We start from the raw sequence: 13,917 nt of genomic DNA on the forward strand, positions 1-13,917 counted from the left end.
CCTCCCGTAATGAGATGGTCACCCCCACCCTACGAGCGGGTAACGCTGGTAGGGTGTTTTTCTTTGTGGAGGCCATCATGGAGCACGTCACGCTGGTTGGAATCGATCTGGGCAAGCACACGTTTCACCTTCACGGACAGGATCGGCAAGGTAAGGCCGTGTTTCGCAAGAAGGTGAGCCGCAAACAATTGGTCGAGTTTTTCGCCAAGCTGCAAGCCTGCACCGTGGTCATGGAGGCCTGCGCCGGCGCACACCACATGGCCCGCAAGCTCGCTGGCTTCGGGCATCAGGTCAAGCTGATCTCGCCGCAGTTCGTGCGCCCCTTCGTCAAAGGCAACAAGAACGACTTTGTCGACGCCGAGGCGATCTGTGAAGCGGCCTCACGACCATCCATGCGGTTCGTGAGCCCCAAGACGGAGTCGCAGCAGTCACTCTCGGCTCTGCACCGGGTACGCGAATCGCTGATTCGCGACCGCACCAAGACGATCAATCAGATCCACGGGTTCCTGCTCGAATTCGGTATCAGCCTGCCGGTGGGCTTGGCCGTCATCAAGCGCCTGCCGGCTGTTCTGGCCGAGTCCCCGCTGCCGCCGCGCATGGTTGACCTGCTGGAGCGGTTGCACGCCCACTTCAAGCACCTCGGCGAGCAGATCGGCGAGATCGACCAGGAGATGGGCCGCCAGCTCGCCGAAGACGATCTCGGCCAGCGCCTGTTGTCGATCCCCGGCGTGGGGCCGGTCACCGCGAGCGTGCTGGCCGCCGAGATGGGCGATGGCAAGCAGTACGCCTGCAGTCGGGACTTCGCCGCTTCGCTCGGACTTGTGCCACGCCAGTACAGCACTGGCGGTAGAGCCAACCTACTGGGCATCAGTAAGCGTGGGGACAAGAACATCCGGCGCCTGCTGGTGCAGTGTGCGCGTAGCTACATGCTGCGGCTGGAGCGGCTGAGCGGGCGCCTTGCCGATTGGGTGCGCAGCATGCTGGCGCGGCGGCACTCGAATGTGGTGGCTTGTGCGCTGGCGAACAAGCTGGCACGCACGGCGTGGGCACTCGCTACCCACCACACGACATTCAAGCTAGATGTGAGCCTCGCACAGGTTTGAGCGCTCGCGATCGTCCCTGTTTTACCGAAGAACACCCCTCTGGTTTTGCGATTGCTGGAATTCTGATGACGTGAACGGCATACCGGCCTGACGGACACCCTGACAAAAAATTCGGCTCTCGAAGCCGATCCCGTTTTTAGGACCATCAGGCGCGGCTCTCATCGTGGCGCGGGCAGCTTCTGCCTACATTGACGCCGGATAGATTTAGGCAAGCCAAACACACCATCAAAACCCAGGGTTGCAAAAGTGGGGGTGACCATAGATTTTTGTTGGCCCGGCGCCGGCATGCCGAGTCACGGCTAAGCGATGAGCCATCGCTCTAGTCGTCCACCGAGCGGCGCGCTATTTGACCGTCGTCACCGTGATGTCGAGGTTGGCCGGCCTGGCTGCGCTGTCCCGGATGCGCAGCGTGTAAGTGCCGCCGGAGGCATTGGCCGGTGCCGCGAGGCGGATCTGCTGATTGGCGACGAGCCAGCTGTAGCCAGCATCGCTGTCCTTCGGCAAGGTGCCCACCCAGTCCGCGTACAGCGGCGACCGACCGCCGCTCACCACCACGACGGTGCCGTTCTCGCCAGCGTGCAACGTGACCGTGGTCTGGCTCGCGCTCAACGGGGTGACAACCGCGGGGGTGGCCGACAGGCAGTCCTTTCCAGCGTCGGCCACCGAGTTCACCACCTCGTTCAGCGTCTGCTTGTAACCCTCGAACGTAGTCTGCAACTGGCTCATTGTCTTCCGGTCCTCGTCCGTACAGGCATTGACCGGGATGACGTTCTCCATGAAACCAAAATTCTGATTCTTCAGCGTCAGACCGAACAAGGTACCGGTCGCGCCCGTCGTTGCTGTTGCGGTCGCTGAAGCCAGGGAGCCGGCTGCGGTCAGCGCGCTCTTACCGGCGGCCAAGTAGGCATCTGGGTTCGGGCGTTGCGTGTCGAGTTGCGCTTGCAAGCCGTCATGGGCTGCCAGGCGCGCGCGGAACAACAACTGTGCCAACGACACCTGCGAATCCCGCACGGAACGCAGGGCATCCTGCGCCGCATCGCGCGTCCGCACCAAGGCCGCATACTGCGTGTCGGCTTGGCAGCCTGTCGGCAATTGCGCGACCTGCCGCGATGTCTCTTCGATTTGGGCGGTCAGCGTACCGTAAGCGCCCAGCAAGTCGTTGCCGCGCGCGGCCACACACATCAGTGCGCTACGCGTGCCGAGCTGCACCTGCTCAGTCGTGCGCGGAAAGAACAAATTGCCGGCCACGTAGGTGGCACCGGCCCCTAGTGCGAGATTCTTCGCGCCGTTCGTGAGGGTGTTGCCGTGCACGAGCTTAACGCCGAAGGCCGCCGCCAGGCCAAACGTGGCAACGTCTGTGGCGGTCGAGGCGACCAACTCGGATTTCATGGCGTCGGTCATGTGCGTGGCGTCGCCGGCAGCCAGTCTCACTTGCTCGGCAACGAACGGGAGGTCTTTGCATGCCGCCTTGGTGTCGCCGTTGGGGCAGTACTCTGGCACCGTGGGATAGTGACTCAGCGCGCTCCAGCTCGCGCAGGAAGGCAGCGTCACCACAGCAGCAAGCACCAGCGCGCAGGAAACCAGCCGCCGCGAAGCGTCGGTCCGTGTGACATCGTGCATGAACCCCTCCCATACGCCCCGGCCGTCGGACGTTGATTGTTGTGTGCGGCGCACATGCATCGTAGGCACCTGCACGGGGTCATGCCTCCCTTCCGTGGTTGGGTAGCCCTCAGGAACACCCCAGTTCTGCGGCAAACGCCCTCTCGGAACGATCAGACCGCCGTGGTAGCCTCGCAGGGCTCCTCACTCACTCTCTGGATCATGTCGCCCATCTCCAAAAGCCTGCTCGTGTCGTTTACCGACAGCGAGGGGGTACGCAAGCAGCTCCTTATCGACGCGCCGCTTCCGTGCACGGAAAAATCGGCGTTGATCCAGTTGCTCATGGCCAAGGGCGTCGACGTTCCACTCTTGATCGACGTCTCGGAACTACGGCGGCGAGCGAAGCAACTCGCCCTGGCTGAAATCAGCTGGACGACGACCGACCGATCCACCCAATGACGCTTAACGCGACGTTTCCCACGGGCGCTGAACTAAAACAGCGTTTCTTCCAACTGGTAGAAAGCGGCGAGGTCAACCTGGACGGCGTGATGTCCCCGCTGACCCGGTCACTGGTCGAGCGATTCGGCGCGCAGGGCGTGGATATGACGCTGGCGTGGGCGTGCACCCCAACCGGATGGGCGTGCCCCGCATGCGGACGCTCCAAGCCGGAGATCGTGCGACTCAATTCCAATGGACACCTCATGTGCCGACTGGTCGAGCACCACGATCACATGAAAGATCTCGTGAAAAGCGAGTTCGAGCGCCAATGCAAATCGCAAAAAATCGTCGTCGCTGACGAATCCGCCAAGCAGTTTGCCGCGCGCGCTTCGCAAATGGTTTCTGCCTACGACAACGCGATCATCTGCGACGACTGCAATGCCGCCGATCCAGCCGCCAAGAGCGCTGTCGGCACCCACAGGGATTTTTCTTTTTCGCCGCAGGAGATCCACCGGTTTGTGCGCGCCCGGCCCAACCTTCCCCACGAAATCGACGTGGAGGAAGCCGCGCGGATCTGGCAGCAGCAAGAAGAGACGTTCCACCTGCGGCTCAAGATCGTCGCGCGAATCGCGGAGATTGCGGCAACCAATACCCACTGGTATCAGGAGCTACCGTTGGGGCAGCGCGCTGCGTTCGTGTATCGCCATGCCGAGCACCTTGCCGGCCGCTCTGGCGCTCCTGACGCCATCTACGAGCTGGCGGGGGACAAGCGGCCATCCCCTGCGGCAGATGTGAGCGCATGGCGACGTGTCCTGCAGAAGCGGCCGCGTACGCGCCCTCGCCCCGAAGACGTCGACTATCTCGCCAAGGTGACATGTGCCAAGCACTGGAGCACCGTAGACGAAGGGTGGCGTTGTCCTGCCTGCCAACGTGCCAAGCGCGAGACGGTACGCAAATCCAACAGCGGCGGGTGGACGTTCCGGCTGTCGGATCGAACCTTCTACGCCCCCGGCGAACGCTACAAGAACAAGCGTGCGGTGGTGTGCGGAGACTGCAGTGAACTGGCATCCAAGGTAGGCAAGGAAGCCTGCCTGACCGCTGGGGCCGAAGGAGAGAGCGACTACGCTCGCTTCCTGACTGTCCCAGAGATTGCCCTCGTGGTTTTGGCCCAACCGCACGGTCGGCACAACGTCAAGAACGAAGTCGCCGATGCACTGATAGTGCGTCTCGCCGAGCGCGTCTTAGCGCGTGAGTAGGCACGTTCTAAAGCGCCGCGGATCGAGTCGCGCTCTATGCCCTCCCGGCGCGCCCCGCCCGCCCCTTGAGCTTCACATGCAGGTGCTGGCCAACTCCATTGGCCTCGGGAACTTCCTTGTGCTCCAGATAACTCTGCTCGCGCACGAGATCACTCAAGCGCCTGTATCCGTAGTTGCGTGCATCGAACGACGCGTTGTTCTTGCTGATGAATTGCCCCACGGCGGCCAACGTGGCCCATCCCCCATCCCGGGACGTCTCCTGAATCGCATGCGTCAATAGCGACTTGAGGTCCGGCAAACCGTCGACCCGCAACGGGGACCCGACGTCACCATCGGTCTCGCTCTTGAGAACTTCGAAGAAGATGAAGCGATTGCACGCAGCGATAAACGGTTCAGGTGTCTTACGCTCACCCAAGCCGTACACCACCTTCCCCGCTTCGCGCAACCGTGTTGCCAGACGCGTGAAATCACTGTCGCTGGACACGATGCAGAAGCCATCGACGTTTCCGGCATAGAGCAGATCCATGGCATCGATGATGAATGCTGCGTCTGTGGAATTCTTGCCCTTCGTGTAGGCGAACTGCTGAATCGGCTGGATGGCGTAGCGGTGCAACTGGTCCTTCCAGCCCACCAGGTTCGACGTGGTCCAATCGCCATAGGCGCGCTTGACCGTCGCCGTGCCGTGTTTGGCCACCTCTTCGAGCAGTTCCTTCACGACTTTGGCCGATGCGTTGTCGGCATCGATCAGCACGGCGAGGCGGGTGGTTTCCTTGTTCGACACGTCGTGTCCTTCGTTCTGTTGTGCCATGGTTCAACGATTAACCGACTCAATCGATCAAGCGCAGTTGACCATGACGCTCCAACTTCTCTCGATCGGCCTGATCGCTATGCGCCGGCGCCACCGGGTGGGCAGCGCCACAGATCGTGCAAATCCATAGCTGCCCCCTTTGTGGCGCGTCGAACGGTGTCACTCCGGTTGTATCGGGAACGTGGTCACGCAGGACGCCACAGGTGTTGCAGGCTAGCCATCGTATGTGGGCTTTCATAGGCGAGCTTCGGGGTTGTCGGCCATTTCGATGATAGCGCGCACGTGCGCATTGCAAGGTGCCCGCTCATGTGGTGAACCGACATCAACGCAACTTTTGCCGCCACTCAGCAAATTGCTGCCCGTCGATTAGCTCGAAGCCAAACTCGCGCCCGACCTCGGCGACCCCCGACGTAAATCGGCTCGTTGTAATGACGATCCCTTTGCTGGTGGCGCTGCCGCCCCGATCCGCAAAGGCAATGGCCCCATGCAGTTCACGGACGGTCTCCGGGCCGACGCTACGGTGGGCCGCCCAGCATTTGCATTGCACGATCCACGATTGACCGCTCTCATCAACCGCGTACAGATCGACGCCACCATCGCCGTCCCGACTTGCCGCCTGATGTATCACGCGCAGCCCTCGATCCGTGAGCAGCTGCATGCAATCCCGCTCAAACTCAAACCATTCCGGACGTGCACCATCTGGCGCGGTCGAAACCTCTTCGTAGATCATGCGCGATGCGGACCGACTGCGGTAGACACGCACGCGCTCTACCTCCGCCATTGCACCGCGCGTGTGGGGGCGCACGAACGTGAACCCTTCCGGAAGATGCATGCCATACCGCTGCGCGAGAAAGCGCTGAGTCGCCGATGTGGTTGCCGCCCGGCGCAGGTGTTGAGTGACTGCGTGCGGCGCACGACCTGATCCCTGCGCGAGTTGCGCCGCATGGCGCAAATTGGGTCGACTATAGCGCACGCGCGGCAGGTACACCACCGTCGTCACGTCACGCCCACGGCTGCGGCGCGTTGTCGTCCGTGTGCCAAATAACGCCTCGCGCTCCTCCACCACCAGAAAATCCCGGACGATCGCAGCCGCGATCAACTGCAGGCTCAGCTCCGCATCGGTGTTCCACGTCACCTCACCATCGTCATCGCGCGGGCGGATCAAGCGCCCACCCGTCGCACGCGGCGGGTCGCTCGCAATGCCAATCACAACATGGAGGTAGCGCTGCACTGCGTCGAGGAAATGGCACGAGAATTCGCCTTGGTTCTCAAAGATCCGCACCGCCACGAACGGACCGAACGCCACCTCGACCCGTGCACCCCACGGGATGGACCATTGCCGAGCTTCCTGTGCCTCGCGCAGTATCGCCTGAATTGTCGCTTCCGCTTCGTCTTCGGTACCATCGAGCGCGACACTGCGCATGGCTTCACAGACATCCGCCAACGGGACCGGAAAATCGTTCGGCCCGAGCCGCTGGCCCGCGTCTATGAGGTCCAGGATTTCCAGACCACTGCGCCACATCACTTCGATATCGGGTAGGGGCGCGTCAAGATTAAAGGGCGCGCTGCGCAACTCCAAGCCGTATTGCCCGGTGTTGGCGAACCACGGCCTATGCGTGCCGCCCTGCGTGATCTTGTCATCGAGCAAGGCTGCCTCGAACGTCCAACGAGTGGCTTCGGCCAGCAATTGGTCGCCGGCGTCGTTGAGCAAAGGGATCAGCTTGTCGAGTACACAGAACAGCGCGTACGAATCGTGCAGGACATCGACACACGCGCGATGCGCGGATTCTGCGCAGGGCGTGGGTCCCGTCAATGCCGCGAGCCAAAGGCCGATCAATGGCGCACATGCGACCAACTCCCTGCCCTGCTCCGCAATCGCGCCATCACCGAGCCACTGACCTTCCTCAGTGACGACCGGTGGCACGCCGTCATGTGTTTGGCGCTCTACGATGCCGCGCACGAAACCGGCGGCGAGCCGGCGATTCCGATACACCTGGCTGCCCCAGGCAGCTCGAGCCTTGTCCGCCGAATGGAGGTCGGCTGCCCAGGGACCGTCGTAGTTCAGCTCTGCCCAGCTATCGGATGCGGGTTCCGACCAAAGCGGGATCGCAGGCACATCATCCGTGGTGTCACTCTGCTTTTCGCATGCGAACGGATCAAACCGCTGCCCTGCACGGGACCCCTTCAATCCCGGCGCTGGATGCGCCCAAGATCCTTCCATGGCATCTAGAGACGGTTCGGTGTCCTTTATGCCTGAATACATCTGCGCTTCAAACCAGGTGGACTGATGCCCTTCCGGCGTGACCGCGATCATGTAGAACCGGCCATGCCGGCGAATTGCAGCCACCACAGGATCGGTGCTCGGCCGAATCCAACGTGTATGCGGACGGGGATTCTTTCCTTCCAACATTAGCGTGAACGAAAACGCCATGGTGGGTGAGTTGTTCCAGAGCCAGCCAATCGCGACACACGTTCTCTGGTCACGGAGCTGCTGGACGGCGGCACGATTCTGCGCAATAAACACCAGGCAGGGAACACCATCCTCGCGCAGCCAGGCTGGCCCGAAGAACCGTTGGCCCACCGTGGCCCCGTTGTAGGGTTCCGCCAACGCTTTGATTTCGGCCGCCGTCGCACGATTCACATTGGTGGCCACCGCGCGCGCTACGGGCACGCGTTCGGATAACAACGTCTGCTGGTTGGGGGCGACAGATTCAGTGGGCATAGAGCGTTTCAGCAAACTCAATTCGGGGCGCTGTAATGAGGGGCTAGACGATCGGCGTTCAGATGCCACTGCTTCGCAAGGTTGCCCCCTTCGGGGTTGCTAGTCAGGACAGCATTGGCCTGGGGAAACAGGGCAACATAGTTCTGCACAAAGAAACTCATGAAGACGAGGGTGGCACTCACGAACTTGGCGGCCATCGCCTCCTGGGCACTTAGCGCTTGCGCGTCGCGAATCTGCAGAATGCTGAGCCAGCTCGAGTGCGCATAGCCGCAGAGGAAGCTATAGACGTTCCGGATATAGACCGGGTGGAAGCCGGCCGCGACGCCGATGTTGGCCCAAGACATTCCCGCATGCCATTCGCCCTTGAGCATCTGCTTACGCTGTGAAGCGGAATACTGCTGCCAGACACCATGCGTTTCGATCTCCGTCTGGAGCTGATCGATCTTGACCTTCTCGTCGGCCAGCTTCTTCCGGTGCGCCGGATCGCGGGCGGAAAAGTTCTGTCGATCGAGGAGGCCTGCGCGGTGCCAGACCAAATGGCGGAAATGCCTGACCTGCGCATCCTTGCTGCCATAGACGTAGGCGAACGTGAGGTAGGTTTCCAGCGCTGCGCGCGCCAGAATCATCACGGAGCTGTGGTCAATGTGGCAATCGACGCCGTGTCCGTCAATGTCGACTTCGACCGGTTGAGCTATCAGGCGTAGCGAGGCAACGTGGTAGCAGAACTTCTTGCCCAGGACTTGCGCATCGTTCAACCAAAATTGGTCCGCTGGTATCGGCTGCCCGGTCTGAGATTGAACGAGCTGCATCACCAGTGTCAGTAGACGCTCAAAATCAGTCGCAAGATTCTTGGTCAGCACCGATGCGGTCATTGCGGATATGAAAAAGCCGTCTTCGCAGACGGCTTTTGTGTTTTCACAAGGCGGGGATCATTTGAGTGCTAGTGTGGCTCCCTTGACGGCCACCCGCAGCTTCGTGCGCAGCACCACCGTCGCCGGCTTGCGCGGCGACTCTTGTGTGCGCGCCTTATCCGCATGACGCAGGATCACCTCCATGCCCTTCTTCTGCATGGCGACGACAGCTGGCCGCACGGCTTTACGCGCGTTGGTAGCCATAGAAACCTCCTTCGTCTGCTGCGGGCCGTGTGACACAACGGAATCTCACCGGAAATTGGCCGCGTTCAAAATTCCTGGCCATTCGATTATAAAGCGAGTCCAAACTCGCTGCCTGGGGAATGAAGAAATACTCCGGCACCTGGGGCAAATGTTCTGCGTGCGCAACAAGCGCTTCGGACAGCACCTCAATGAACTGCCAGATCGCTTGCGGTTGGGGCAACGGCCAGTGCTCCGGCTCGAACATCGTGGCGCGGTCAGCTTCAGCGCGCAGAAATTTCACGACGCGCGCGTCCGCTTGTGGCACATAGCCGCCAGCCCAGCTATTCACAGTCTGCTGAAGATAGTCTGGATCGCCGTCTGCCAGCGCGAGGGGACTGGCGAAGAACACCACAAAGCGCACGCTACCGAACACGATTCCCATAGCCTCGCCGACAATGTCCGGCGCGATCGGAATTGGACCGAAGACACTGACCGCATCAGGTTGGTCATCCTCCAGATCGAAGAGTTCGGCCAATAGCTCCGGGGTGATGTAGTCGTACATGGAAGTGCAAAGGGATGAGGCTGGCCAGGATCATCAAGTCCGCCATCGTAAGCCTTCAAGAAAGGAAGGCAACCAAGACCCTACGTTCCGCAATTAAGAACCAAGCTCCTTGGGCCCGATACGGTGGCGCGAGCGGCGCTATTCGACTGAGAATCCGCCCAGCAGCGGGGCCGCATAGTTTGAGTCGGCGCGCAGCAGTTCAAAATGCGGCATCTCCGCGAACGGTACGACCCGGACCGCCGTACTCTTGCGCCACTGCTCCAACGCCTGCGAGTGGATGGCCAGCGCGTTGTGGTTCCGGTGCCGACGCGACGGATAGCGAAAGCCCAAGGGACGCCCGAGCTCCGGCCACGCCGACAGCACCGCGTCGAGCCGCACCCCAAGCCACTGGCACCACGCGTGCTCGGCGCTGATGCGGTCGTAGATGCCGAGCTTGCTCAGCGCCGTGCCTGCCAGGTCGACGAGGGGCACGTCCATGCGCAGCGTGAACTCGGCGATCAAGCCCTGCTCGGCCACTGCGTCGGGGATGTAGAAAGTGCCCGGCTGCGTGATGTCGTTGCAGCAGAATTCGGCCTCCCACAGCGCGGTGTACAGATCCTGCGCCGCGTAGAGCCAGTAGAACGGATACTGATTTTGCGCATCGCGCAGGGTGTCGGGCGGCCCGAAGCGGTAGGTCCGCGTCACGTACGGCGGGATGACGGCGGCCAGATGCCGGACCGCACGATAGAGGCGGGTGCCGGCGGGGAGCACTGTCACGCTGGCGGCCAGGATCGGCTGCAGGCGTTCAACGGCAGGGAGGGTTTCGGCAAAGACAGGCGGTATTGTGGTTTCAGGTTGCGATGTCGGCATCAGCTGATGTCATCCGAACGGCGCGAGGGCAACCAGGCCAAGCGGGCCACCACCCTCGCCTGCCGCTGCGCTGCAGCTTGCGAGAGATGGCCCTGCTGGACGGCAGACAGTGCCGCCCGAGTCTCGAATGGCTTGCCTGCCAGCAGTTCGGCTGGGGTCAGGTCATCAAAGACGTCGACCGGGGTCACCCAGAACGCATGAATCTCACTGCTCGGAACGTCTTGCATCTGGCGCAGGATGGGGGCTAGCAGCTCTGGCACAGGCAGCGTGAACTGCCAGGCCGGAAAAGCTCGGCCGATCGCCTTGCCCGGCGGCGTGACGCAGTAGAAGCGTCCATCTTCCACCGCGCGGTACAGCGTCGCCTGCGACATGGCCACCAGACCCTGTGCAATGACCTCCGAGGGCTTCAGATATGACACGGCGAGCTGGTCGTCGACATCCACCGCCGGCGTACCGGGACGTGTGAGCGTTGCCGTCAGGCACTGGCGCACGATGGCCATCACGCGTTCGCGCTCGTGCGAATCGATGGCCAACTCCAGTTGCTCGTCAATGTCGTGGACCAATTTCTCGACCAGTCGGGGGCCGGCTGCCACAGCGGCCGGCATTTGAGTACGCGGTGTCATATCAAACTCCATCAGATGACAGCACGGGGCGGCGCGAAAGCCGGATGCACAGCCACTTCGCGGTCCGACAACAGGCAAGCAACAATATCCCTGGCGACCCGGGCGATCCGACGCCGGGCCAAAGCAATAACGCGACGGAAATGTTCACCGTTGTGGCGTAGGGACTGGACGTAGCCTTCGGAAATACTCCCGCTCACCACCTTCACGGCCACTACGCCGTCGGCTTCAACCCCGCCCAGGATGGCCAGAACCCGGCGTTGGTGACTCGTGCGGATATTTCCAAGCGGAACGAGCAGAAGATTGTGCTCCAACGAGAGCATCCCTCGTCGGAGGCCCACCTCGACCTCGGTCACCGGCATCTGGATAGCTTGTTCCTCCTCCGCCTGTAGTTCGTCGGCGATCTCGACGGCCCGAGAGCCAAGCAGCTTGCGATAGAGCGCACTGAGCGCTGCAACGTCCGCCTCGTGGACTGGGTCTTGTGCGTTGGCTTTTTCCACCCCGGCTGCCCGCAGCCTTTCGAGAAGCGTCTCCGGCTCGATACGCATGCGCGCGGCCAGATCGGCCACATTGGAATAGGTACACATGGTTGCGAAGGACTGTGCAGTGGATCTTGACTCAATCCTACGCAACTTTTGCAAGATTCTCAAGTTTCTCAACCGAACAAGGGGCGGATAACCGTTTTTCTGTGGTTGATAAGTTTCATTATCATGTGTTGCGAAATATGCGCGTCTGTGCACTTTTCTCGTCTGACGACACAATTTTGTTACCCCCCCTGTCACCCAGTTTCGGCTTCATGAGCAACAGCTGAATTTTCCCGATCGGGCAGATTCGGGCGAGTACGTCGGCAACGCTGGGCAAATATTCCCGCTCGGGAAGAAATGTGGATGAGCGACGTAAGGTGCTCCCCTACGCTGCTGTCACAGAACGGTGCTTACCGCTCAGTCGAAGACACCTGCCCCACCTCTGCCATCCCAGCAGGGTTGTCGGTCGCCGTGGTCGTTCCCTGAGGCACCCCGATGGATACGCCAGCCATGCCAGAGGCAGTCGGCCCGTTTGCTGTCAGCTCCGCGCCATAGTTTGCTAATGCGAGCGACGTCCAGGAATTCAGGCCAAAAAACAGCAATCCCAATCTGGCCCTGGTCCGCATGCCTTTTATCATCGTCTCCTCGCTTTCATCTAATGTAGCTGCGCGGTATGGCCTGCCCCAAGTCACCCAAGGCTGATGCCCTCGGGCAAACGGGCCGCAACGGGCAAACCGGGGTCGATCGGCCGCAGCGGCGTCCTATAGAGTCGCGAGGCCACGCTAGCGGTGATATGCAGCACCGTGCAGATACTTCGGTCTCTTCTAGACTGCGCTGCACCAGCCGTATACACACGCCTAAACGCCGTGGTGACGCCTCGGCGCCAGCCGCCTCCTATTCGCGCAGATCAAGCAGCGCCTACCTGCTAAGCCAGGCCGGCTCCATAGCGGTGCTAGCACCACTGGGCGTGCTGCTCTCGCCCCCCCCAGCCAACATCGGTACGCTTGGAGAGGTTGTAGTCAGCAATGAAGCTGGCTTGCCATGGGTTCGGCTGGTTGATGATGGGTTGTCCCGCCCTGACCTTCAATGCTTTGACCGCATCGTAGTAGTACACAAGGGTCAGGCCCAGGTTCGATGTCGGTTGGTAGTTGACGGCTGCCGAGTAGAAGTCATCACGCTGCAAGGTGCTGCTGCAAGAAGGCGCATCAAAGCGGGCTCGGTCGCGGTGATAACTTACAAAGAAGACCCGCACAGACGCTTTGTCACCTGACCCACGTAATGCGCGTTGTTTCCCCCATCATAAAGTCACAATTGGAATCGACCACTTCGCATATGTAATCCCATAAAGCCTTTACGCGCGCGACTTCCCTTCGCTCGGGCGGGGCGATCAGCCAAAAAGTTCGGGTAATGTCGACTTTGCCGGGAAGCACAGGGACCAGCCCATCAATCACACTGCCGAGAAAACAAGGTAGCACCCCGATGCCGCAACCTGCTTTCACGGCCTGCGCTTGAGCGTTAACGCTGGTACTTCTGAAGCATGGCTTGACGCCAGGGAGCCATTGTTCCAACGTGAATTGCTGCGGCGAGAAAATCAGGTCGCTGACGTAGGCTATCCATCGGTGTTCGATCAGATCATCGATATCCTTGATCGGTGGGCGACCGTCCAAGTACTCCTGCGTAGCGTACGGCAGTAACCGGTATTCGGAAAGCTTGCGGGTGACGAAGCTGTTGGCGCTCGGACGGTCGATGGCCACCGATGCGTCGGCTTCCCGCTTGGACAGGTTCAGGTTGCGCGGCAGCGGCAAGACGTCAACAGTGAGCGCGGGGTGCCTAGCGCAAAAGTGCGTCAGGTGCGGGGGTAGAAAGAACGTACCGAAGCCTTCAGTGGCCCCTAGACGAATCTCGCCTGTCAGCGCGACCTCATCGCTGATCATGCTCGACTCGACAGCCGTAAGCGTGCCCTCAAGCACCTCCACATGCTCGAGTAGCCGGTGCCCAGCGCTCGTTAGGCGAAGGCCCTGTGAGCTGCGATCGAAGAGCTTCGAGCCGGTATCGCGCTCTAGTCGTTGAATGCGCCTCGAGATCGTCGACTGACTCATTTTCAACGCGTGTGACGCTTCCAGCGCAGACTGCGCACGCGCTGCTGCCAGAAATATCCGCAGGTTGTCCCAATCGAACTGCTTCATCCCGTCTCCTATCCTCTTTATGCAAATATGGATAACGCAGTTCCATTTTAAGGTATTCCGATTGCAGAAATGCTCATTAAGATGACTCCTATGGCCGAAATTGGCGCAACGGTCTACGCAGTCGCCAATCAGGTGCGGCCCCATTCCAAACAGGAG

At 61.0% G+C, this 13,917-nt stretch carries 14 protein-coding genes; 3 read left to right on the top strand and 11 right to left on the bottom strand.

What is annotated here, in order from left to right; all coding sequences use genetic code 11:
- Positions 1-77 precede the first annotated feature (77 nt).
- On the top strand, positions 78-1,103 hold the full coding sequence (locus NG900_RS00005) for an IS110 family RNA-guided transposase (RefSeq protein ID WP_252675502.1): 1,026 nt from the start codon (positions 78-80) through the stop codon (positions 1,101-1,103).
- A gap of 342 nt (positions 1,104-1,445) precedes the next feature.
- Here NG900_RS00005 and NG900_RS00010 read toward each other — a convergent pair whose 3' ends face one another.
- On the bottom strand, positions 1,446-2,723 hold the full coding sequence (locus tag NG900_RS00010; protein ID WP_252675503.1) for a hypothetical protein: 1,278 nt from the start codon (positions 2,721-2,723) through the stop codon (positions 1,446-1,448).
- A 201-nt stretch (positions 2,724-2,924) separates the two neighbouring features.
- On the opposite strand from NG900_RS00010, the gene NG900_RS00015 reads away from it, so the two are divergent.
- Both NG900_RS00015 and NG900_RS00020 read left to right on the top strand, forming a co-directional pair.
- The gene (locus tag NG900_RS00015; protein ID WP_252675504.1) at positions 2,925-3,161 is read left to right on the top strand and encodes a hypothetical protein; all 237 of its coding nucleotides are present in this window, start codon (positions 2,925-2,927) and stop codon (positions 3,159-3,161) included.
- A complete protein-coding gene (locus tag NG900_RS00020; RefSeq protein ID WP_252675505.1) occupies positions 3,158-4,396 on the top strand; it encodes a hypothetical protein in 1,239 nt (412 codons plus the stop codon). Before NG900_RS00015 ends, NG900_RS00020 begins: the two co-directional genes overlap by 4 nt.
- 34 nt (positions 4,397-4,430) lie before the next feature.
- On the opposite strand, the gene NG900_RS00025 is transcribed toward NG900_RS00020, so the two are convergent.
- The 10 genes from NG900_RS00025 to NG900_RS00070 form a co-directional block, all read right to left on the bottom strand.
- A complete protein-coding gene (locus tag NG900_RS00025; protein ID WP_252675506.1) occupies positions 4,431-5,177 on the bottom strand; it encodes an NYN domain-containing protein in 747 nt (248 codons plus the stop codon).
- Between the two features lie 349 nt (positions 5,178-5,526).
- Positions 5,527-7,926, bottom strand: coding sequence for a restriction endonuclease (locus NG900_RS00030; RefSeq protein ID WP_252675507.1), 2,400 nt, complete (start codon positions 7,924-7,926; stop codon positions 5,527-5,529).
- A gap of 17 nt (positions 7,927-7,943) precedes the next feature.
- Positions 7,944-8,798 (bottom strand): DUF5677 domain-containing protein, encoded by an 855-nt coding sequence (locus tag NG900_RS00035; RefSeq protein WP_252675509.1) that lies wholly within the window; start codon positions 8,796-8,798, stop codon positions 7,944-7,946.
- A gap of 57 nt (positions 8,799-8,855) precedes the next feature.
- Positions 8,856-9,041, bottom strand: a complete 186-nt coding sequence (locus NG900_RS00040) for a hypothetical protein (RefSeq protein WP_252675512.1) — start codon at positions 9,039-9,041, stop codon at positions 8,856-8,858.
- The gene (locus tag NG900_RS00045; protein ID WP_252675514.1) at positions 9,022-9,582 is read right to left on the bottom strand and encodes a hypothetical protein; all 561 of its coding nucleotides are present in this window, start codon (positions 9,580-9,582) and stop codon (positions 9,022-9,024) included. Before NG900_RS00045 ends, NG900_RS00040 begins: the two co-directional genes overlap by 20 nt.
- A 138-nt stretch (positions 9,583-9,720) precedes the next feature.
- Positions 9,721-10,431: an RES family NAD+ phosphorylase gene (locus tag NG900_RS00050; protein WP_252675516.1), complete on the bottom strand. Its 711-nt coding sequence runs from the start codon at positions 10,429-10,431 to the stop codon at positions 9,721-9,723.
- Positions 10,431-11,054 (bottom strand): hypothetical protein, encoded by a 624-nt coding sequence (locus NG900_RS00055; protein ID WP_252675518.1) that lies wholly within the window; start codon positions 11,052-11,054, stop codon positions 10,431-10,433. The genes NG900_RS00050 and NG900_RS00055 overlap by 1 nt, the downstream gene beginning before the upstream one ends.
- An 11-nt stretch (positions 11,055-11,065) precedes the next feature.
- Positions 11,066-11,638 carry a hypothetical protein gene (locus tag NG900_RS00060; protein ID WP_252675520.1) on the bottom strand — a complete coding sequence of 191 codons (573 nt, stop codon included), beginning with the start codon at positions 11,636-11,638 and terminating at the stop codon, positions 11,066-11,068.
- A gap of 889 nt (positions 11,639-12,527) precedes the next feature.
- Positions 12,528-12,758 carry a hypothetical protein gene (locus NG900_RS00065; protein ID WP_252675523.1) on the bottom strand — a complete coding sequence of 77 codons (231 nt, stop codon included), beginning with the start codon at positions 12,756-12,758 and terminating at the stop codon, positions 12,528-12,530.
- Positions 12,759-12,837: 79 nt separating this feature from the next.
- Positions 12,838-13,761 carry a LysR family transcriptional regulator gene (locus tag NG900_RS00070; RefSeq protein ID WP_252675525.1) on the bottom strand — a complete coding sequence of 308 codons (924 nt, stop codon included), beginning with the start codon at positions 13,759-13,761 and terminating at the stop codon, positions 12,838-12,840.
- Positions 13,762-13,917: the final 156 nt, after the last annotated feature.

The organism is Ralstonia soli, assembly GCF_023955655.1.
Classification (GTDB): domain Bacteria; phylum Pseudomonadota; class Gammaproteobacteria; order Burkholderiales; family Burkholderiaceae; genus Ralstonia; species Ralstonia soli.